The organism is Paraburkholderia sp. EG286A, from assembly GCF_040965375.1.
Classification (GTDB): domain Bacteria; phylum Pseudomonadota; class Gammaproteobacteria; order Burkholderiales; family Burkholderiaceae; genus Paraburkholderia.
This window is the reverse complement of the sequence record NZ_JBFRCB010000007.1, coordinates 31812-53756: the sequence shown is the minus strand read 5'-3', so window position 1 is coordinate 53756 and position 21945 is coordinate 31812. Positions and strand designations below refer to the sequence as shown.

General features: G+C 66.2%; 16 protein-coding genes. 13 read left to right on the top strand and 3 right to left on the bottom strand.

The features are described 5' to 3' along the window. Positions 1 to 116 precede the first annotated feature (116 nt). Together AB4Y35_RS30170 and AB4Y35_RS30165 are read right to left on the bottom strand one after the other, a co-directional pair. Entirely contained in the window at positions 117 to 653 is a 537-nt protein-coding gene (locus AB4Y35_RS30170; RefSeq protein WP_368707272.1) for a hypothetical protein, read from the bottom strand. Between the two features lie 334 nt (positions 654 to 987). Continuing rightward, on the bottom strand, positions 988 to 2415 hold the full coding sequence (locus AB4Y35_RS30165; RefSeq protein ID WP_368707271.1) for a PLP-dependent aminotransferase family protein: 1428 nt from the start codon (positions 2413 to 2415) through the stop codon (positions 988 to 990). Between the two features lie 367 nt (positions 2416 to 2782). On the opposite strand from AB4Y35_RS30165, the gene AB4Y35_RS30160 reads away from it, so the two are divergent. The 3 genes from AB4Y35_RS30160 to AB4Y35_RS30150 all read left to right on the top strand — a co-directional run bounded on the left by AB4Y35_RS30160 (position 2783) and on the right by AB4Y35_RS30150 (position 6571). Then, positions 2783 to 4114: an amino acid permease gene (locus tag AB4Y35_RS30160; RefSeq protein WP_368707545.1), complete on the top strand. Its 1332-nt coding sequence runs from the start codon at positions 2783 to 2785 to the stop codon at positions 4112 to 4114. Then, on the top strand, positions 4114 to 5346 hold the full coding sequence (locus AB4Y35_RS30155; protein WP_368707270.1) for an NAD(P)/FAD-dependent oxidoreductase: 1233 nt from the start codon (positions 4114 to 4116) through the stop codon (positions 5344 to 5346). The genes AB4Y35_RS30160 and AB4Y35_RS30155 overlap by 1 nt, the downstream gene beginning before the upstream one ends. Positions 5347 to 5422: 76 nt before the next feature. Further along, a complete protein-coding gene (locus AB4Y35_RS30150) occupies positions 5423 to 6571 on the top strand; it encodes a branched-chain amino acid ABC transporter substrate-binding protein (RefSeq protein WP_368693859.1) in 1149 nt (382 codons plus the stop codon). 18 nt (positions 6572 to 6589) lie between these two features. On the opposite strand, the gene AB4Y35_RS30145 is transcribed toward AB4Y35_RS30150, so the two are convergent. Beyond that, on the bottom strand, positions 6590 to 9526 hold the full coding sequence (locus AB4Y35_RS30145) for a PAS domain S-box protein (protein WP_368707269.1): 2937 nt from the start codon (positions 9524 to 9526) through the stop codon (positions 6590 to 6592). Positions 9527 to 9770: 244 nt separating this feature from the next. On the opposite strand from AB4Y35_RS30145, the gene AB4Y35_RS30140 reads away from it, so the two are divergent. The 10 genes from AB4Y35_RS30140 (at position 9771) to AB4Y35_RS30095 (ending at position 21692) form a co-directional block, all read left to right on the top strand. Next, positions 9771 to 10631 carry a Ku protein gene (locus AB4Y35_RS30140; protein ID WP_368707268.1) on the top strand — a complete coding sequence of 287 codons (861 nt, stop codon included), beginning with the start codon at positions 9771 to 9773 and terminating at the stop codon, positions 10629 to 10631. A gap of 45 nt (positions 10632 to 10676) precedes the next feature. Further along, the gene (ligD, locus tag AB4Y35_RS30135; protein WP_368707267.1) at positions 10677 to 12176 is read left to right on the top strand and encodes a non-homologous end-joining DNA ligase; all 1500 of its coding nucleotides are present in this window, start codon (positions 10677 to 10679) and stop codon (positions 12174 to 12176) included. A gap of 223 nt (positions 12177 to 12399) precedes the next feature. Beyond that, positions 12400 to 13812: a PLP-dependent aminotransferase family protein gene (locus tag AB4Y35_RS30130; RefSeq protein ID WP_368691386.1), complete on the top strand. Its 1413-nt coding sequence runs from the start codon at positions 12400 to 12402 to the stop codon at positions 13810 to 13812. Positions 13813 to 13921: 109 nt separating this feature from the next. Continuing rightward, the gene (gene eutB, locus AB4Y35_RS30125; RefSeq protein ID WP_368707266.1) at positions 13922 to 14914 is read left to right on the top strand and encodes a hydroxyectoine utilization dehydratase EutB; all 993 of its coding nucleotides are present in this window, start codon (positions 13922 to 13924) and stop codon (positions 14912 to 14914) included. Continuing rightward, positions 14904 to 15929 (top strand): cyclodeaminase, encoded by a 1026-nt coding sequence (locus AB4Y35_RS30120; protein WP_368707265.1) that lies wholly within the window; start codon positions 14904 to 14906, stop codon positions 15927 to 15929. The genes eutB and AB4Y35_RS30120 overlap by 11 nt, the downstream gene beginning before the upstream one ends. A 9-nt stretch (positions 15930 to 15938) precedes the next feature. After that, positions 15939 to 17147, top strand: a complete 1209-nt coding sequence (gene doeA / locus AB4Y35_RS30115; RefSeq protein ID WP_368707264.1) for an ectoine hydrolase DoeA — start codon at positions 15939 to 15941, stop codon at positions 17145 to 17147. Positions 17148 to 17152: 5 nt separating this feature from the next. After that, the gene (gene doeB, locus AB4Y35_RS30110) at positions 17153 to 18181 is read left to right on the top strand and encodes a N(2)-acetyl-L-2,4-diaminobutanoate deacetylase DoeB (protein WP_368707263.1); all 1029 of its coding nucleotides are present in this window, start codon (positions 17153 to 17155) and stop codon (positions 18179 to 18181) included. Between the two features lie 7 nt (positions 18182 to 18188). Further along, positions 18189 to 18671, top strand: coding sequence for an Lrp/AsnC family transcriptional regulator (locus tag AB4Y35_RS30105; RefSeq protein ID WP_368707262.1), 483 nt, complete (start codon positions 18189 to 18191; stop codon positions 18669 to 18671). Between the two features lie 129 nt (positions 18672 to 18800). Further along, positions 18801 to 20279, top strand: a complete 1479-nt coding sequence (locus AB4Y35_RS30100) for an NAD-dependent succinate-semialdehyde dehydrogenase (protein ID WP_368707261.1) — start codon at positions 18801 to 18803, stop codon at positions 20277 to 20279. 21 nt (positions 20280 to 20300) lie between these two features. Then, positions 20301 to 21692: an aspartate aminotransferase family protein gene (locus tag AB4Y35_RS30095; RefSeq protein ID WP_368707260.1), complete on the top strand. Its 1392-nt coding sequence runs from the start codon at positions 20301 to 20303 to the stop codon at positions 21690 to 21692. The last annotated feature ends 253 nt before the right edge of the window (positions 21693 to 21945 follow it).

Sequence of the window (21945 nt, the reverse complement as noted above, 5' to 3'; positions counted from 1 at the left end):
GAAATACCGGCTTACGGGAAGTCTGCAATCCTTACCTAAAATTGCCCGCAAAAGCGCACTTGATTCCGGTTACGCTAATTCTCGGCTCGACGGCAAATTAAAATACGCGGATCTAATTAGAAACCGCGCCGCACCGTAACTGTTGCGCCAGTGCTATGCGAATGAAGAATGGCGACGCGCGCGGTGGCGGAAAACACCCACTCGTCTACGGTCAGCGAAAGCCTGCGCTGAGGCTGGGCGCCGATGTTCAACGTGCTGTCCGGCACCTGCAGAATCGAGATTTGCGGCGCCGTGGAAGGGCCCATCTGCAAATAATCTGAAGTTGGCCGCGCAGCCTGCTGCGCACCGTAACTGCTGCCGGGCGCGGACTTCACGAAGTCGTAATGGTATTTGTCCTGTGCCACCGGCGCGCTATAAAAACTTTCGACTTCCGCGTAAAACGGCCTTGGCTGATTCGCCTGATATTCCATTTCGTACCGGTGGAGGTACGCCAGGGGTTCCGGTGGCAGCGCTGGAACCACTTCCATCGGCATGGACGGGATATTGGCGACCGTCATGGTTTCGGGAATGTTCACACCGGTGCTCTGAGCGAATGCATAACCGCTCAGCATCAAAAAGGCTGCACCGACAATCTTTTCGTTCAGGCACGTCATGAGCATGCCTCCAATGACGAACTCGAAACATCAAACTGTCGAACGTTCTGCCGAACTGACTGCCTTTGCATCACTGCACCAATGCATTCTAGTACCTCATTTGCTTCCTGCTAGCCGAATGTGTGCGCACGTCACGCAGATGGATGCAAAGTCCACCAGAGCTCAGACGGCGTGCAACGTCGTTGCCTAACATCGCGGACGTAATGACCGATTCGGGTTGCGCGAAGCGCGCCCGCGGCGGAAGAAATTGCGCATGGTCGTGCGCATGCACGATGGGCTCGCGACTCAGGCGAGCCCATCGACACCAGCCCATTGGGGAAAATCCGGGTGCGGTCTAGATCGTGCCGAAGAGGGCGCGCGGGCGGTCCTGCAGCGTGCGCGCGAGAACCTTCAGCGCGCGCGCCAGTTGCTCACGTGAGGTTGCACACGCGAGGTTGATGCGCACGCCGTGCTCGAGCGTCGAGCGGTCCACCGCGAACGCCGAGGCGGGCATGGTGTTCACACCGCGCGCGAGCGCGTTGGCGGCGAAGTCGTCGGAGCGCCAGGGCGCGGGTACGCGCAGCCAGACGAACATGCACGCCGGGTCGCTGTTGAGCAGTTCGCGCGGCAGGATCTCGAGCGCGAGTTCCTGCCGCGCCCGCAGCTCCGCACGCTGCGCTTCGAGGATGAGCTGCGCGGTGCCGTCCTCGATCCAGCGCGTGGTGATGAGCGTGGTGAGCGGCGCGGGCATCCACGCTGTCGTACGCACGGCTTCGGCCGCGAGCGGCGCACCGTGCGGCGGCGTGAGCAGATAGCCGATGCGCAGCCCCGGCGCGAGCACCTTCGAGGTGGAGGCCACGTGGAAGGTCAGATCGGGGCACAGGCTCGCGATGGTCGGCAGCCGCTTGCGCAGCAACGGCCCGTACACGTCGTCCTCGATGATCGCAACGTGATGGCGCCGCGCGATCTCCGCGAGCGCGAGACGCCGCTCGAGGCTCATCGTGACCACGCTGGGGTTCTGCAGGTTCGGCACGGTGAAGATCGCCTTCACCGGCATGCGGCGGCAGGCGTCTTCGAGCTGATCGGGCAGGAGGCCTTCGGCGTCGCTCGGGATCCCGACCAGCTCGAACTGGAACACGGGCGCGAGCGCCTTGAGGCCGTAGTAGGTCAGCTTGTCCGAAAGGATCACGCCTTCGTGTCCCATCAGGCTGCTCAGGACCGCATAGAGGCCGTGCTGCGCGCCGCTCGTCACCACGAGATTCTCGGGCGAGGGCGTGAAGCCGGGCGCGGCGATCCATTGCGCGCCCGCGGCGCGCGCCCATTCGGCGCCCTGGGGCGGCTGGTATTCCTGGGTTTCGGCAAAGCGCGGGTCGCGCGAGATCGCTGCCATCGTGCGGGCGAGCTGCGCGAGAAATTCCCCGGTCGCCGGCCGGTTGACGGTGAGGTCCACCACGCCATTCGCTTCAGCGTTGCTCGCCTGGCTGCCGCGCTGCGCCGCCGCGCCGACGGCAGGCATGGCCCCGCCGGTGACGATCGAGCCGCGCCGCTTGCTCGCCACGATCAGCCCGCGCGCCTGCAACTCCTTGTACGCGCGCGATACGGTAGAGACGTTGATGCCCAGTTCGACGGCCAGATCGCGCTGCGGCGGCAGGCGGCTGCCCGGCGGGTATTGACCGCTGCGCACCTGCTCCTCGAGATTGCGGGAGACCTCCAGATACGTGGCTTGACGACCTTTTGTCTGGATATCGTCACCCGATTTTGTCTGGTAATCGTCGGCTTTCATGCAAGTAGTAACTCCATACAAAACTCGATCGTCTGCCACATTGCCATGCTGATGTGAGATGCGTCACCAGTGCCGCTTTCCGCATCTTTAACCCAATAATACGATATCTGGCAAGAACCTGGCTGCCTGCGCCATGGGCCGGGAGAGCATTCTCCAGGGAAGATCCTGGTCTCCACACAAAGCCTTTTTAATTGCACACAAAAAATTATTGTGTGAGTATGAATTCAAGGTTTTGTTCGGTCGGCAGTTCGGCGCAACACGCACTGTATTACAGGAGGACAGGCTCGTGGCAACCCGGCAACCCACACCCGCTTCAGGCGCAACATCCACCCCCCTTGGCCACTCGCTGCGCAAGCGGCACGTCACGATGATTTCGCTCGGCGGGATCATCGGCGCGGGGCTCTTCGTCGGCAGCAGCGCCACGATCAGCGCGATGGGGCCGGCGGCCTGCCTGAGCTATCTGCTGGCGGGCATCGTGGTGCTGTTCGTCATGCGCATGCTCGGCGAGATGGCGCTCGCGCATCCGGGCGTCGGCTCGTTCACGGAGTTCACGCGCATCGGTCTCGGCGACTGGGCCGGTTTCACGAACGGCTGGCTCTACTGGTACTTCTGGGTCATCGTGGTCGCCGTGGAGGCGGTGGCGGGCGCGGGCATCCTGCAGCGCTGGATTCCCGCACCGGTCTGGGTGATCGGGCTCGTGCTCCTGTCGCTCATGACGGCCGTGAACCTGCTCTCGGTGAAATCCTATGGAGAATTCGAGTACTGGTTCGCGTCGATCAAGGTGGCGGCGATCATCGTGTTCATCGTGGTGGGCACAAGCTACCTGTTCGGGTTCAGTTCGTGGCACCAGACCGTGCACAACCTGAGCGGCGACCACGGCTTCATGCCGTTTGGTGCGATGTCGATCTTCGCGGGCGTGCCCACGGTGATCTTCGCGGTGGGCGGCGCGGAGATCGCGACCATTGCCGCTGCCGAATCCGACGACCCGGGCCGCAACGTGGCTTCGATGACGCGCTCGGTCATCCTGCGCGTCATCACGTTCTATGTCGGCTCGCTCTTCGTGATCGCGTGCATCGTGCCGTGGGCGAGCATCAAGGTGGGCTACTCGCCGTTCGTGGCCGCGCTCGAAGCCATGCATATTCCGGGCGCCGCCGACATCATGAATGCAATCGTTCTGGTGGCCGTACTCTCGGCGCTGAACTCCGGGCTCTATGTGTCCTCGCGCATCGTGTTCCGGCTCGCCGAGCGCCGCGACGCCCCGCGCGCGCTGCTCACGCTCTCGAAGAGTCGCGTGCCGCGCCTCGCCGTGCTCGCGAGCAGCATCGTCGGCTACGTGGCCATCGTCGCGGCGATCGTTTCGCCCCAGGGCGTGTTCCTCTATCTCGTCAGTGCATCGGGCGCGATCATGCTGTTCGTGTATCTCTCCATCGCCGTTGCGCAGATCGTGATTCGCCGGCGCCTGGAGGCAACGGCGCCCGAACGGCTCACGTTCAGGATGTGGCTCTTTCCCTGGCTTTCGTGGGCCGTGGTGGCCGCCATTGCCGGCGTGCTCTGCGCGATGGGCTTCGACCACGCGCTCTCGGGCCAGCTGATGGCGAGTCTCGCGAGCCTGGCGGTGGTGTCGGCGGCATACCTGGTCACACGCAAGAGGACTCACGTGCAGGAGTTCCGTGAGCCCGCAACCAACTGGAAGAAGTAATGGCGCAAGTGGCTGTCATCGGCGCGGGTTTCGTGGGGTTGTCGTGCGCGTACTGGCTCATGCGCGACGGGCACAGCGTCACGCTGTACGACGCGCAGGGGCCGGGCGAGGGCGCCTCCTACGGCAACGCGGGCACGTTCGCGAACTATGCGTGCATTCCCGTGAACAACCCGGACGTGTTCCGCAACATTCCGCGCTTTCTGTTTTCGTCGACGAGCCCGCTGCGTATCCGCTGGGGCGACGTGCCGGGGCTCGCGCCGTGGCTCACGCGCTTCCTGCTGAGCGCCACGCCGCGCCGCTACGCGGGCAGCGTGAACGCGCTCGCGCAACTGCTCTCGCGCGCCTTCGAAGGCTACCGCGAAATGCTGGCCGTCGACACGCTCGCGGCTTTCGTGCGCGAACGCGAATGCCTTTACCTGTATTCGAGCGCGGCGTCGTTCGAGGCCGCGCAGCCGGCGCTCGAGCTGCGGCGCTCGCTCGGCGTCGCGTTCGAAACGCTCGCGCGCGGCGAGATCGCCCAACTGGAGCCCGGCCTCGCGCCGCTCTTCTCGCAAGGCACGCTCTTCAAGGGCAGCTGGTTTCTGACCGATCCGCGCGGCTTTCTGCAGGCCTTGCACACGATGTTGACGCAGCGCGGTCTGGTGCACCGGCGCGTGGCCGTCGAGACGCTGGAACCCGCACCGAGCGCGGTGAAGCTGATCGATACGGCGGGCGAGGCCCATGACGCGGAGCAGGCCATTGTCTGCGCAGGCGCGTTTTCGGGCCGCCTCGCGCGCCAATGCGGCGACGCGGTGCCGCTAGGCGTCGAGCGCGGCTATCACGTGCGTTTTCCTGGCACCGCTAAACGGATTTCGCGCCCGTGCGGCTGGGCCGAGCGCGGCTTCTACATGACGCCGATGGACGGCGGTATCCGCGCGGCGGGCACCGTCGAGCTGGCGGCCAACGGCGCGGGCAAGAACGCGGATCTGCTGCGCCTGTTGACGCGCTCCGCGCAGGAGGCGCTGCCCGGCCTGCCGGAGCCGGACAGCGACTGGCTCGGCTTCAGGCCGAGCCTGCCCGACGCGCTGCCCGTGGTGGGCGCGTCGAGCCGCTCGCCGCGCGTGATCTACGCGTTCGGGCACCAGCATCTGGGCGTGACGCTCGGCGGCGTGACGGGCAGCGTGGTCGCCGATCTCGTTGCCAGGCGTGCGCCCCCCCTCGATCTCGCGCCGTATAGTCCGCGACGCTTTTAACCCCCGATTCAAGCCACTTTCCAGCCAACCGCCACGTAACACCCACCGCAACAGTCTCCCAGCGAGGATGAGCATCATGAACCGCCGCACTCTCGTACTAACGATGGCCCTCGGGCTGATGGGCTTGCACGGCCCCGCGCAGGCGGCCGACCCCGAGGTTGTGAAGATCGGCTTCGCCGGTCCGCTCACCGGCCCGGTGGCGCGTGTCGGCAAGGACTTGCAGTACGGCGCGCAGCTCGCGATCGACGAGGAGAACGCCAAACATCCCGTGATCGCGGGCAAGCCGGTGAAGTACGTGCTCGACGTGCAGGACGACCAGGCCGATCCGCACGTGGCCGTGCAGGTGGCGCAAAAGCTCGTGGACGACGGCGTGGTCGGCGTGATCGGCCACTACAACTCGGGTTGCAGCATTCCCGCCTCGACGGTGTATCACAACGCGAACGTCGCGATGATCACACCGGGCTCGACCAACCCGGCGCTGACCCAGCAGGGCTATGCGAACGTGTTTCGCACCATGGGCAACGACGGCATAGGCGGAGTGATCGCCGGCAAGTTCGCGGTGGAGCAGTTGAAGGCGAAGCGCATCGGCATCATCGACGACCGCACGGCCTTTGGCCAGGGGCTCGCCGACGCGTTCGAGAAAGGCGCGAAGGAGGCCAACGGCAATATCGTCGACCGCGAATTCACCAACGACAAGGCCGTGGATTTTCGCGCCATTCTCACGTCGCTCAAGCAGAAGAACGTCGACGTGATTTTCTTTGGCGGCCTCGACGAACAGGGCGCGATGCTCGCCAAGCAGATGCGCACGCTCGGCATGCCGGCGCGCCTGTTCGGCGCGGGCGCATTGAAGAGCAATGCCTTCCTGCAGATCGCGGGCCCGGCGGGCGAGGGCACGCAGGACCTCGAACCGGGGCCGGCGCTCGACAAGCTGCCTTCTGCGCAGGCGTTTGCGAAGCGCTACAAGGCGCGCTTCAATCAGGATGTCGAACTGTATGCGCCGTTCGCCTATGACGCCGCGCTCGCCATGATCAAGGCGATTCGCGACGCCGATTCGCTCGACCGCGCAAAGATCGTCGCGAGCTTCCCGAAGGTCACGGTCGTGGGCGTAACGGGCAATATCGCGTTCGATCCGCACGGCGACCTGATCAAGCCGCCTTATACGCTCTTCGAGGTCCAGCAGGGCCAGTGGAAGAGCCTCAAGACGCTCGGAGGCAATGGCGTGTGAAGGGCGCGCGGGGGCCGTTCAGCGCGCGACCAGCAGCTCGAACAGCGTGTGGAAGTCGACCGGCTTCGTGAGATGCGAGTCGATGCCGCTCATGCGCGAGCGCAGCCGGTCGGCGTGCTGGCCCCAACCCGTTAGCGCGATGATCTGCAGGCCGGCATAGCGCGGGCTTTGACGAATCTGCCGCGCGATTTCGTAGCCGTCCATGCCGGGCATGCCGATGTCGAGCACGACCGCATGTGGCACCGACTGCGCCAGCGCACCGAGCGCGGCGGCGCCGTCATAGACCACGCGCACTTGCGCGCCTTCGCCCGAGAGCACCATGGCGAGCGAGTCGGCGGCGTCGCGGTTGTCGTCGACCACGAGAACGCGCTTGCCCGCGAGCGGCTTCGCGGCGCGGGCCACGCTCGCCGGGGTCTCGCGCGCTTCGGCGGGCGTCTGCTGCGAGAGCGGCAGGCGCACGGTGAAGGTGCTGCCTTTGCCGGGCCCGGCGCTCGCCGCCTCGACCGTGCCGCCGTGCATGCGCACGAGATGGCGCACCATGGTGAGGCCGATGCCCAGGCCGCCCTGGTTGCGATCGGCGGGGCGGCTGACCTGGGTGAACATTTCGAACACCTGATCGATCTGCCCCGCCGACATGCCGATGCCCGTATCGCTCAGCGCGACCACGACCCACTCGCCTTCGCTCGTGGCGTCGAGCCGGATCTGGCCGCCCGTGTCGGTGTAGCGCGCCGCATTGTTGAGCATGTTCGCGAAGACCTGCGTGAGCCGCACGCGGTCGGCGTCGAGCACGAGCGGCGTGTCGGGCAGCGTGATGCTCAGTTCATGGTGCGCCTGATCGATGGCGGGGCGGCTCGTTTCGACGGCATTCTCGATGATTTCCGCGAGCGCCACCGGCGCCTTCACGAGGCCGATCTTGCCGCGCGTGATGCGCGACACTTCCATCAGGTCGTCGATCAGCCGCACCATGTGATGGACCTGGCGATCGAGCATGTCGAGGATCGGCGCGGAGTCCGCGGGAAACGCACTGCGCCGGATGAGGTGCAGTGCATTGGCAATCGGCGCGAGCGGATTGCGCAGCTCGTGCGCGAGCGTGGCGAGGAATTCGTCCTTGCGCCGGTCGGCTTCCTTGAGCGCGTCTTCGGCGTTCACGGCTTCGGTCACGTCGATCGAGACACACACGTGGCCGCGAAACTCGCCGTTCGCGGAAAACCACGGCGCGCAGCAGGTCTCGAACCAGTGCCAGCCCGCATCCTTGATTTTCACGCGCAGCCGGCTCTGGAACGCGCAATGGTCGAGCTGCGCGGCTTGTACGCGCGACAGAAAACCGGGCAGATCGCGCGGATGCACGATGGTGTGCCAGCCGGTTTCGAGCAGTTGTCCGGGCGTGAGGCCGATCGCCGTGAGATAGCGCTGGTTCAGATAGACGGTGTTGCCTTGCGTGTCGATTTGCCAGATCAGTGCGGGCGACGCCTCGGCTAGCGCGCGAAAGCGCGCCTCGCTCTCGCGCAGCGCTTCCTGGGCGCTGCGGCGGTCGTCGACGTCGATATTCATGCCTACCCACTTGCGCACCGTGCCGTCCGGATTCCAGATCGGCGCGGCGCGCACGTTGGTCCAGCGCCAGCCGCCCGTGGCGACGTGCAGGCGATATTCCGCGTTCACCACACGTTGCGCCGCGATCGCGTCCTTCCATTGGCCCAGCGCGTAGGCGCGGTCGTCGGGATGAACGGCGTTGGCCCAGCCTTCGCCGAGCCACTCTTCGCCGGGCTGGCCGGTATAGTCCGACCAGCCCGGCGAGACCGATTCGGCCTGACCCAGGGCATCGGCTTCCCAGACGGCCTGCGCGAAGCCTTCCACCAGTGCGCGAAAGCGCTCCTCGCTATCCACGCATTCGGTTTCCACGCGCTTGCGCTCCGTAATGTCCAGCGCGAATTCGGCGCACTTCGAGGCCATGCCCGTGCCCGAGATCCGCGTGGGCGCGAAAAGGCCCCACCAGCGCGTGCCGTCCTTGCGGATCAGCTGCCGTTCATAAGGCTGTGTGCGTCCGGTGGTGGCGAGGTCGGTGACCGCGCGCGTCGTGACGCCGAGAAATTCGAGCGGCACGAGCCGGTCCCAGTGCGCCGCGGCGCGCAAGTCCTCGCGGCTATAGCCGCTCATCTGCTCGAATGCGCCGTTGGCGTCGGCCATGCCGCCGTCGAGATCGAAGAACAGCACGCCCACGGTTTCGATGGAGATGGCGGCCTGCAGGCGGGCCTCGCTCTCGCGCAGCGCGTCTTCGACCTGCTTGCGGTGCCCGGCTTCGTCGTGGAGCTTCGTGTTGATGTTCTGCAGCGTGCGCGTGCGTTCGGCCACCTGCTGCGCGAGATTGTGGCCCGCGTCCTGGGCGTCGCTCAGCGCGCTCGTCAACTGGTGTGCGGCGCTCGCGCAGGAGGCGAGGCTTTGCAGCAACCGCGCGTCCTCGGCGTCGAAATGTCCTTCTGCGCTGTGCGTCACGGCCCAGACGGTCCCGACTACCGTGCCGTTGACGCGCCAGGGCACGTGCAGCGCCTCGCGGATGGGCGGGGCGATCGCACGGTACGAAGCAAAGCAGCGTGCCGGGCGGTCGAACAGAAGCATGGTATTGCGCCCCTCGGTCACGCCGCTCGCGCAGTCGTCACCGGGAAGCGTGCGGTTCACGTCGCCGGCCAGTTCGCCGGCCACCGCGCCCCAGCGGAACCGGGCCGTGGGTCCGTCGCGCTCGGGCACGCTCACGCCGGCCGACCCGGCGCGACAAAGCGCGAGGGCGAGCCGCGCGAGCATAGGCAATACACCTGAAGGATTGCTCGCCATTTCCTGCGTGAGCGCAGCAAGCGCACGGCTCTCGCCCTGGTAATCGGCCAGTCGGTTCGGGCGGTTCACCAGTGCTTCGGTGATCAGCGTTTCCTCGACCGTGAGCGCAGGTGCGCCGTTCTCTTGCATGCTGCCTCCGCTTTAGTCGTCCGCCGCGCCTGCATTCGCATCCTGGGTGCAAGGTGCGAACGCCGACGGCGCCCATTGTGTTCGCGGGTGCGCATCGCGTATTCCCGTAGATGAAAACCGCGAGAGGCCGGTGCATTTGTTGCGGCCCTTTGAACGCCGCATCCCCCGGGGTGGGCCGCAAAGCACGGTGGGCACTGCGTTTGCTTGAAACCGGCACGATGCGAACGACGAGGGGGAAACGAGCATGCCACGCGCGATATGGAAAGGTGCCATCACCTTTGGGCTCGTGTATGTGCCGGTCGAAGTGTTCCCGGCTACGCAGAGCGAGCGTACCGGCTTCAACCTGCTCGACCGGCGCACGCTGGACCCGGTCGGCTACCAGCAGATCAACAAGCGCACGGGCAAGCCAATCCAGCACGCCGACATCGTGCGCGGCTACGAATATGAAAAGGGCGCCTACGTGGTGATGTCCGAGGAGGAGATCCAGGCCGCGAGCCCCGAATCGACGCAGACGGTCGAGTTGCTCGCGTTCGTGGAGGCGGCGCAGGTCTCCTTTCTTTACCTCGACACGCCGTACTGGCTCGCCCCCGACAAGCGCGCGGGCAAGACCTATGCGCTGTTGCGCGACGCGCTCGCGGCGAGCGGCAAGATCGGCATTGCGAGCGTCGTGCTGCACAGCCGGCAGCATCTGGCGGCGCTCGTGGCGGCGGGCCCCGCGCTTGCGCTGCAAACGCTGCGGTGGGCCACCGAGGTGCGCGAGTTCGACGCGGTGAAGCGCCTGCCCAAGGGTGCAAAAGCCGCGGGTGTGAGCACGCATGAATTGCAAATGGCGCGCAAGCTCATCGACGACATGAGCACGGACTGGGACCCCGAAACGTATCGCGACACCTACCGCGACGCGATTCTCGAACTGGCCGGGCGCAAGGCGCGCGAAGGCAAGGCGCACGAACTCACGCACGTCGAGGCGCCTGCGGCCGGGCGGCGCGGCGCGGAGATCGTCGACCTTTCCGAACTGCTCAAGCGCAGTCTCGGCAAGCGCGGCGAGGGTGGCGCGAGTGTGCCGCCCGGGAAACCGGCGCCGAAGCGCGGACGGCGCGCGGCGTGATGAACGCGCGTGCGGCTCAGATCGCGCACTAACGAGGGGCGAACGATGAAGCACAAGCTCGAAGTCTACGAACAGAAGCGCCGCTTCGATGAAACGCCGGAGCCGCGCGGCAGGGCCGCTCGCCACAGCGCGCGGCCGCGAGACGGTGAAGGGGCGTTCGTGATCCAGCGTCACGACGCGCGGCGGCTGCACTACGACTTTCGCCTCGAACTGGACGGCACGCTCAAGTCGTGGGCCATTCCCAAGGGCCCGAGCCTCGACCCGACGGTGAAACGGCTCGCCGTGCATGTGGAGGATCATCCGCTCGAATATGGCTCGTTCGAAGGGCGCATTCCCGAAGGCAGCTATGGCGCCGGCACGGTGGCGATCTGGGACCACGGCGTGTGGCGCCCCGAGGGCGGCTTGCGCGGCGCGCGCGAAGGCTATGCGCAAGGCAAACTCAAATTCACGCTGGAGGGCGAGCGGCTGCACGGCGGCTGGGCGCTCGTGCGCAGCCCCATGCACGACGGCAAACAGGAGAGCTGGCTGCTGATCAAGCAGCGCGATGACGAGGCTGCGTCCGAAGACGCCTTCCACGTAGTCGAGGACGAACCTGCCGCGTCGAAAGTGTCGAAAGCATCGAGAGTGTCGAAAAAGCGCACCCGGGCAAGCAACGAAGCCGAGGTCGCCGGCGTGCGCATCACGCATCCCGAGCGCGTGATCGACGCGCAAAGCGGACTGCGCAAGATCGATCTCGTTGAGTACTTCGAAGCGATTGCCGCATGGCTGCTGCCGCACTTGGAGGGGCGGCCTGTCGCGCTTGCGCGCGCCCCCAAGGGCGTGGGCGGCGAACTGTTTTTCCAGAAACACGCCAACGCGCTGCAGATTCCGCATGCCACGCAGCACGCCGGCCTCGATCCGGGCCATGCACCGCTGCTCACGCTCGATTCCACCGAGGCGCTGGTCGGCGCAGCGCAGATGGACACGATCGAACTGCACACCTGGAATGCGCTCGCGGCGAGCATCGAAAAGCCCGACCGCATCGTCTTCGACCTGGACCCCGATCCCTCGCTCGCATGGGAGCGCATGCTCGAGGCCGCGCAGCTCACGCGCGAACTGCTCGACGCGCTGGGCCTGCAGGCATGGTGCAAAACGAGTGGCGGGCGGGGCCTGCACGTGGTGGTGCCGCTCACGCGCCATGCCGGCTGGGACGAGGCGAAGGACTTCGCGCGCGCGGTGGCGAGCCACATGGCGGCGACGCTGCCCGAGCGCTTCAGCGCGAAGATGGGGCCGCAAAACCGCAAGGGCCGCATTTTCGTCGACTATCTGCGCAACAACCGCGGCGCGAGCACGGCCGCGGCTTATGCGCCGCGGGCGCGGCCCGGTCTCGGCGTGTCGGTGCCGGTGGACTGGGAAGAACTGCACGCGCTCACCAGCGGCGACCAGTGGAACGTCGCGAACGTGCGCGAGCGGCTCGACGCGCTGCGCGCCGATCCGTGGAGCGGCTACGAAAAGGCGCGCCAACGCATCACGGCCTCCATGTGGAAACCACTCGGCGGGAAGTGAAAGCATATCGTCAGATGCCAACCGGGCTCGCCAGCTCGTCGCCTCCGAAGTGGGTTCGCTTGCGCAGCGCGAGCGCGGCGCGCGAAACCAGGGTGCTGACCGACGCATGCGGTGTCAATTTTCCGGACCCGATTGTCCTTTTTTTACCCGCAATTGTCCTGAGACAATTATTTTCCGCCCCGTTTCTGAGCGACCATGAACGCTTACCGAGGAGCGGATCGAGATGGCGTGGGCGACGATTTCGGGCGAGTGGCGTGACGCGGTCGGGGCCGCGCACGGCGCGGAGTCCAAATACAAACGGCTGGTCAAGGCGATTGCACAGGACATCGAGCGCGGCGCGCTCGTTTCTGGCGTGCGCCTCGCGCCGCAGCGCGAGGTGGCCGCGGAACTGGGCGTGAGCGTGCAGACGGTCACCAATGCCTACAAGGAACTCGAAAGGCAGGGCCTGATTCGCTGCGAGGTGGGGCGCGGCAGCTTCGTCGCCGCGCGCGTGACCGAGTCGATGTCGAACTACATTCTCGACACGGCCGAGCGCGAGATCGTCGACTTTTCCATTGCGCGCATCGTTCACACGCCGCAGCACGACGCTGCGTGGCGCGACGTGTGCGCGACGCTCGCCACGCTGGACGATCAGCCGTGGATTCGCTCGTTTCGCCCCATCGCGGGCTTCGAGCATCATCGCCAGGCGGGCGCGGCGTGGCTCGCCTCGCTCAACATGCCGGTGAAACCCGAATCGCTCCTCATCACCAATGGCGCGGCGCATGGCATTTTCCTCGCGCTCGCCTCCACGGTCGGTCCCGGCGACACCGTGCTCTGCGAAAGCCTCACGGACCACGGCGTGATCGGCTCGGCAAACGTGCTGGGCTTCACGCTCAAGGGGCTCGAAATCGACGAATACGGCATCCGTCCCGAGCATTTCGAGGAGATGTGCGACAGCGAGCGCGTGAGCGCGCTCGTGTGCACGCCGACCTTCAACAATCCCACCATGGCCGTCCTGCCCGATTCGCGCCGCCGCGCGATTGCGCGCATTGCGGAGCGCTATGGCGTGTACGTCATCGAGGACGATGTGTATGGCGCGCTGCCCGCGAAAGCCAATACGCCGATCGCGAGCCTGATTCCCGAGCTGGCGTTCTATTGCACGAGCATGACCAAATCGGTGCTCACCGGCCTGCGCACGGGCTATCTCGCCATGCCGCGCCGCCTTGCGCTGCGCGTGGAAAGCGTGCTGCGCGTGAGCAGCTGGATGGCGACCTCGCCGATTGCGGAAATCGCCACGCGCTGGATCATGGACGGCACCGCGCGGCGCCTCGTGGAGCTGCAGCGCGAGCGGCTCGCGGCGCGCCAGGCGATGGTGCGCGCAGCGTTGGGCGACTATGTGCTCGGCGCGCATCCCAATGCGCTGTCTGCCTGGTTGCGCGTGCCCGATTACTGGCAGGCGGACCGCCTCGTGCGCGAATTGCGCAATCGCCAGATTGCCGTGACCTCGCCGGACCCATTTCTCGTGGGCGGTACGCCGCGTCCCAATGCCGTGCGCATCAGCCTTGGCGCGGAAGCGTCGGACACCGCGTGCCGCAACGCGCTGCAGACCATGGCGGGCGTGTTCGAGCAGTATCCGCACGTGCACGATTTCAACTAGACGATGGCGAACGCCAGGCCGGACGCGCGGATTGTACCAGGACATTAGAAAGCCCGTTTTGGCTCATTAGACTGGATTGCACAGATTCACTGGAAGGAACGTGCATTTCATGTCGTCGCTTTCGCTTTCGTCACTCTCGCTTGCCGATGTCTACCGCGCGCGCCAGCGCCTCGAAGGCCGCGTAGCGCACACCCCGCTCGTGGCGTCTCCCACCTTGTCGGCGCGCGTGGGCGTGCCGGTCTACTTCAAGCTCGAAACCGTGCAGCCCACGGGCAGCTTCAAGTTGCGCGGCGCGACCAACGCCGTGGCGCATCTCGCCGAGTCGGGCGTGAAGCGCGTCGTCACCGCATCCACCGGCAATCATGGCCGTGCGCTCGCGTATGCGGCCCACGCGCTCGGCATGGAGTCGGCCGTGTGCATGTCGTTGCTCGTGCCGCCCAACAAGGTCGAAGCCGTGGCCGCGCTGGGCGCGCGCGTGGTGATCGCGGGCAAGAGCCAGGACGAAGCGCAGATCGAAGCGCAGCGTCTCATGCGCGAGGAGGGCTATGCGTTCGTGCCGCCGTTCGACGACCTGCGCGTGATCGCCGGACAGGCCACCATCGGCCTCGAAATTCTCGAAGCGCTGCCCGACACCGCGACCCTCGTGGTGCCGCTGTCGGGCGGCGGACTCTTCAGCGGCGTGGCGTTTGCTGCCAAGCAGATCCGGCCGGACGTGCGCGCCATCGGCGTGTCGATGGCGCGCGGCGCGGCCATGCATGCGAGCCTCGCGGCGGGCCATCCCGTCGACGTTGAGGAAAGCGAAACATTGGCCGATTCGCTGGGCGGCGGCATCGGTCTCGACAATCGCCACACCTTTGCGCTGACCCGCGCGCTGGCCGACGAAGTCATCCTGCTCGGCGAGCCCTCGATCGGGCGCGGCGTGGCCCATGCGTACCGCGAAGAGCGTCTCGTGGTGGAAGGCGCGGGCGCGGTGGGCATGGCGGCGTTGCTCGACGGGCAGATCGAGCGCAGCCGAGGCCCGCTCGTGATCGTCGTGAGCGGCGCGAACATCGACATGACGGTGCACCGCCGTCTCGTGACGGAGGTTGGAAATGCATCCTGAGTTGCCACCTGAATTGCCGCCGGTCACGTTGCTGGGTGCCCAGCAACTGCGCGAACTGGTCCCGCTCGATCTGGCGGCCATCGATCAGGTCGAATCCGCATTCGTTTCACTCGCAACCGAAGCCGTTGTCATGCCGCCCATCCTCAACCTCGCGCTGCCGGAGCGGCATGGCGAGGTCGATGTGAAGACGGCGTATCTGCCGCGCTTCGAACAGTTCGCCATCAAGATCAGCCCCGGCTTCTTCGACAATCCGTCGCTCGGCCTGCCGAGCCTGAACGGGCTGATGCTGGTGCTCTCTGCGCGCACAGGTCTTACCGAAGCCGTGCTGCTCGACAACGGTTATCTGACTGCCGTGCGCACCGCCGCGGCGGGCGCAGTAGCCGCGCGCTGGCTGGCGCGTCCCGATGCGCGCCATGCGGCGATCATCGGCGCGGGCGAGCAGGCGCGCCTGCAACTCGATGCGCTCATGCTGGTGCGCAAGATCGAGAGCGTGAGCGTTTGGGCCCGCGATACGGCGCGCGCTTCCGCTTTCGCCGCCGCAGCCGAACGCCGCCACGGCGTGCGCGCCCGCGTTGCCGCTTCGGTGCATGACGCGCTCGCGCAGGCCGACGTGGCCGTGACGACCACCCCCAGCCGCGCGCCGCTCGTTCACGCGGCGGACCTGCACGCCGGTTTGCACCTCACGGCCATGGGCTCCGACGCCGAGTACAAGAACGAACTCGCGCCTTCGGTGTTCGAAGCGGCGCGCTATGTCTGCGACCGCTTGCAGCAAACGCGCGTGCTCGGCGAACTCAGGCACGCGATCGAAGCGCGCAAGATTGCGCCCGATCGCGGCTTCACGGAGCTGGGCGAAGTGATCGCGGGCCGCCGCGAGGGCCGCGTGCACGCCAACGACATCACGATCTGCGACCTCACCGGCACCGGGGCGCAGGACACCGCCATTGCCGTTCTCGCCTTGCAGCGCGCCCGCGCGGCCGGTGCGGGCGCGGTGTTTCACAACGCAGTCACGCCTTGAGAGGGAAAGATGTCCGCAGCAATTGAAAAGAGTGAGGTGGCGCCGCGCTTCGTGTTCGCACGCAGCGAATACGACGCGCGCATTGCGAAGACGCGCCGCGCGATGCAGGACGAAGGCATCGATCTGCTGATCGTCACGGACCCGACCAACATGAACTGGCTGACCGGCTACGACGGCTGGTCGTTCTATGTCCATCAATGCGTGCTGCTAACCATGGACGGCGAACCCGTCTGGTTCGGCCGCGGCCAGGACGCGAACGGCGCGAAGCGCACGGCGTTCATGTCGCATGGCAATATCATCGGTTATCCTGATCATTACGTTCAGTCGCCCGTGCGTCATCCCATGGACTACCTGAGCACGGAAGTCATCGCCGCGCGCGGCTGGGACACGCTGCGCATCGGCGTGGAGATGGACAACTACTACTTCAGTGCGGCGGCCTACGCGTCGCTCCAGCGCCATTTGCCCAAGGCGCGCTGGGTGGATGCCACCGCGCTCGTGAACTGGCAGCGCGCGGTGAAGTCGCCGCGCGAGATCGAGTACATGCGCGTTGCGGCGCGCATCGTCGAGAAGATGCACGCGCGCATTCTCGATGTGGTCGAGCCGGGCATGCGGAAGTGCGACCTCGTTGCGCAGATCTATGAAGCGGGCATTACCGGCGTCGAAGGCCACGGCGGCGACTATCCGGCCATCGTGCCGCTCCTGCCCACCGGCGCCGATGCCGCCGCCCCGCACCTCACGTGGGACGACTCGGCATTCACGGCGAACGCGGGCACGTTCTTCGAGATCGCGGGCTGCTACCACCGCTATCACTGCCCGCAGTCGCGCACCGTCTATCTCGGCAAGCCGCCAAAGCACTTTCTCGATGCGGAGAAGGCCGTGGTGGAAGGCATCGAGGCCGGCCTCGCCGCCGCGAAGCCCGGCAACGTGTGCGAGGACATCGCCAATGCGTTCTTTGCGGTGCTGCGCAAATCGGGCATCGAGAAGAACAGCCGCTGCGGCTACCCCATTGGTGCGAGCTTTCCGCCCGACTGGGGCGAGCGCACCATGAGCCTGCGCCCGGGCGACCGCACGGTCCTCGAACCCGGCATGACGTTTCACTTCATGCCGGGTCTGTGGCTCGACGACTGGGGCCTCGAAATTACCGAAAGCATCCTGATTACCGAAACCGGCGTCGAAACGTTCTGCACCACGCCGCGCAAACTGTTCGTGAAGGAGTAGGGCCGATGCGTGCGTCACCGATTACGCCGACCGTCGATTACGACGCCAATGGCGTGCAACACGGCTTTTTGAGGCTGCCTTATTCGCGCGACGATTCCGCGTGGGGCGCGATCATGATTCCGCTCACCGTCGTCAAGCACGGCGAGGGGCCGACCGTGCTGCTCACGGGCGGCAATCACGGCGACGAATACGAAGGGCCGATCGCGCTCGCCAAGCTGGCGGGCGCGCTGCAGGCCGCGGACGTGAACGGCCGCGTGATCATCGTGCCGTACATGAACTATCCCGCGTTTCGTGCGGGCACGCGCACCTCGCCGATCGATGCGGGCAATCTGAACCGCAGCTTTCCGGGGCGCCCCGACGGCAGCGTGACCGAAAAGATCGCCGATTACTTCCAGCGTGAGTTGCTCGCGCGTGCCGATTACGTGCTCGATATTCATGCGGGCGGGCGCACGCTCGACTTCGTGCCGTTCGCGGCGATCCATGTGCTGCCCGATGGCGATCAGCAGGCGCGCTGCGAGCGTGCGATGCGGGCATTCGGCGCGCCGTACTCGATGCGCATGCTGGAACTCGACAGCGTCGGCCTGTTCGACAGCGCCGTGGAGGAAGCGGGCAAGGTGTTCGTTTCGACCGAACTGGGCGGCGGCGGCACTTCCACCGCGCAGAGCGTGGCGATTGCGGATCGCGGCGTGCGCGGCTTTCTTGCGCACGCCGGCGTCATCGAGCGCAAGGCCGGCGAGCGCGGCGTCGGCCCGCGCACGACCACCTTGCTCGACATGCCCGATGGCACTTGCTACACCACGAGCGAGCATCGCGGCATGCTGGAGATGTGCCGCGATCTCGGCGATACGGTCGAGGCGGGCGAGTTGCTCGCGCGCGTGCACGACATCAATCGCACCGGCGCGCGCCCTGTGGAATATCGGGCGCAACGCGGAGGGCTGCTCGCGGCGCGCCATTTCCCAGGGCTCGTGCAGGCGGGCGACACCGTGGCCGTGGTGGCCGACGTCGTCGAACGCAACCTGCCCGTGGCGGCATGAGCGCGTCGTGATCAAGCTCGACCGTTACGACCTCGCCATCCTGCGCATCCTCGAACGCGATGGCCGCATCACGAAATCGAAGCTCGCCGAAGAGGTCAATCTTTCGATTTCGCCGGCCTGGGAGCGCGTGCGCAAGCTCGAGGAAAGCGGCGTGATACGTGGCTATCACGCCGAGGTGGACTGGGTAGGCGCGACGCGTGGCAGCCGTATCGTCGTGGAAGTGACGCTATCGCGCCATACCGCGCCCGACATGCGGCGCTTCGAAGAACGCGTGAGCGCGGCAGAAGAAGTCATGCAGTGCTATGCGACGGGCGGCGGAGTGGACTACGTGCTGCACGTGATGGCGCGCGATATCGACCACTACCAGCGCTTTATCGACGCGCTGCTGATGGAGGATCTCGGCATCGAGCGCTACTTCACCTACATCGTGACGAAGGTGGTGAAGTGCGCGCCCGGCCACGCGCCTGCGTGGGCCCTGGAAAGCGCGTGAATTTTTCGCGCCCGCGCGCGGCGGTTCCAAAAAAAACGCAAGTGCGCGGGGCCGAAAACCAAAAAATTCGCGATGCGGCCGGCCCCAGAATGGATTGCATATCGACAGACCTGACAAGGAGTAGACGAGATGCTGCCAGGACACCCCATTCTGTTCAAATCGCTGTGCTACGTGGACGGCCGCTGGGTGCATAGCGACAGCGCCGCCACCGTGGCCGTGCAGAACCCCGCGGACCAGTCGGTGATCGGCCACGTGCCCATGCTCGTGCGCGCACAGATCACCGGTGCAGTCGACGCAGCACAGCGCGCCTTCGAATCGTGGCGCTGGGTCTCGCAGACGCAACGCAGCGCGGCACTGCTGCGCTGGCACGAACGGATCGTGCGGCACCAGGAGGATCTGGCGGCACTGCTCTCGCTGGAGCAGGGCAAGCCGCTGGCCGAATCGCGCGGCGAAATCCGCTATGCGGCGAGCTTCGTCGAGTGGTACGCGCATGAGGCGAAACGCCTGGCAGGTCGGACGATTCCCACCCATATCGACGGTGCGCATCTGGGCACGGTGATGGAGCCGGTGGGCGTCGCGGCGCTCATCACGCCATGGAATTTTCCGGTGGCGATGATCACGCGCAAGGCCGCCGCCGCGCTCGCCGCCGGCTGCACGGTCGTCGTCAAGCCTGCGCACGAAACGCCGTATTCGGCGCTCGCCTTGGCGCAACTCGCGGAGGAAGCCGGCTTTCCGGCGGGCGTCTACAACGTGGTGCTCGGCGAGCCGCAAATGGCGATGGAAACGCTGGTGAGCGACACGCGCGTGCGTGCCGTGAGCTTCACGGGCTCGACGCGCGTGGGCTCGCTCGTCACCCAGACGGCGGCGCGTGCGGGCATCAAGAAGGTGGCGCTGGAACTGGGCGGCAACGCACCGTTCATCGTCACGGAAGACGCCGATCTCGAGCAGTCCGTCAGGATCGCCGTGGGGGCGAAATTCCAGACCTCGGGCCAGGACTGCTGCGCGGCGAACCGTATTTTCGTGGCGCGCCCGCTTTACGAAGCGTTCGTCGAGCGCTATGCGGCCGCGGTGCGCGCGCTCAAGACCGGCCCCGCGTTCGAGAAAGAGGTGGACGTGGGCCCGCTCATGCACCAGGCCGCGTTCGACGGCACGGCCGCGCGCGTGGCCGATGCACGCGAGAAGGGCGCGCGCATCGTGGCGGGCGGCCAGCCGCATGCGCTGGGCGGCTGGTACTACGAGCCCACGGTGATCGCGGATGCCGCGCCCGGCATGCGCGTGTACGACGAGGAAAACTTCGCGCCCATTTCGGCGGTCTGCGCGTTCGACACGCTCGACGAAGTGATCGCCAGGGCGAACGACACGGAATACGGCCTCGCGGCCTACGTGTGCGCGACGCGCATGGACACGATCTTCCAGTTGGTGCGGCGGCTCGACTTCGCGATGGTCTCGGTGAACGGCGTGAAGTTCACGGGCGCGCCCATTCCATTCGGCGGCATGAAGGCCTCGGGTCTTGGCCGCGAAGGCGGTGCGGAGGGCTTCGAGCCCTTCGTGGAAACCAAATATTTTTGTCTTGGCAATCTCGGCCTGCCGCTCGCGGCCATGGCCTGAACCGGAAATCAGGAGGACTACATGACTCAACGCATCGACGCACTCTTCGAGCAGGACCGCGCGCACTTCATGCACCCGTCCACGCACGCCTACGACCACGAGAGCGGCGCGCTGCCGGGCAAGATCGTGCGCGGCGGCAAGGGCATCCGCATCGAGGACCACGAGGGCGAGCAGTATATCGACGCCTTCGCGGGCCTCTACTGCGTGAACATCGGCTATGGCCGTACCGAAGTCGCCGACGCCATGTACGAGCAGGCGAAGCAGCTTGCCTACTACCACACCTATGTGGGCCATTCGTCGGATGCGATCATCGAGCTGTCGTCGCGCATCATCGACTGGTCGCCGGCCGGCATGAAGAAGGTGTACTACGGCATGTCCGGTTCGGATGCGAACGAAACCCAGGTCAAGATCGTCTGGTACTACAACAACGTGCTGGGCCGCCCGAACAAGAAGAAGATCATCTCGCGCGACCGCGGCTATCACGGCTCGGGCATCGTCACGGGCAGCCTCACCGGCCTGCCGAGCTTCCATCAGCATTTCGATCTGCCGATCGACCGCGTGAAGCATACGGTCTGCCCGCACTGGTATCGCAAGGCACCCGCGGGCATGAACGAGGCGCAGTTCGTCGCGTACTGCGTGGAAGAGCTCGAAAAGCTGATCGCGCGCGAAGGCGCGGACACGGTCGCCGCATTCATCGCCGAGCCGGTGATGGGCACGGGCGGCATCATCGAGCCGCCCAGGGGCTACTGGCCGGCCATCCAGGCGGTGCTGCGCAAGCACGACATCCTGCTGATCTCCGACGAGGTGGTGTGCGGCTTCGGGCGTCTGGGCTCGAAGATGGGCGCGCAGCACTTCGGCATCGAGCCGGATCTCATCACCGTCGCGAAGGGCCTCACGAGCGCGTATGCGCCGCTCTCCGGCGTGATCGTGGGCGAGAAGGTCTGGGACGTGATCGCGCGCGGCTCGCAGGAGCACGGGCCGATGGGGCACGGCTGGACCTATTCCGGACACCCGGTGTGTGCTGCGGCGGCGCTCGCCAATCTGGCGATCCTCGAGCGCGAAAAGCTCGTGGAGAACGCCGGGCAGGTCGGCTCGTACTTCGGCGCGAAGCTGCGCGAGGCGTTCGGCGCGCATCCGCTCGTGGGCGAGGTGCGCAGCGTGGGCATGCTGGCGGCGCTGGAATTCATGGCCGACAAGGAGGCGCGCAAGCCGTTCGACCCGGCGCTGAAGATCGGGCCGAAGGTCTCGGCGGCGGCGCTGCAGCGCGGCGTGATCGCACGCGCCATGCCGCATGGCGACATCCTGGGCTTCGCGCCGCCGCTCGTCATGACGCGAGCCGAAGCCGACGAGATCGTCGGGATCGTCAAGCAGGCCGTAGACGAGGTGGCCGAGCGCAGTCTGGTGGCGGGGTAAGCTGCGCAGCGCGCGTCAACCATTGACGGTTCAATGTCGCGAGCCGCCGTACGCCAGTACGGCGGTTTTTTTCGTTCCCGCTGGGCTTGCGCAGGTGTTGCTTTTCGGTCGCTTGCGCTTGCGCAACAGGCCGCGAAACCGCTGCCTGACAAGGCTCAAAGGCCCGCGGTTCTAGTGCGCGGCATTTTGCCACCACATTGACGCACGCGCATGGTGTGACAATGCGTCGAAATCTTAAAAAATGTTAAAGAAG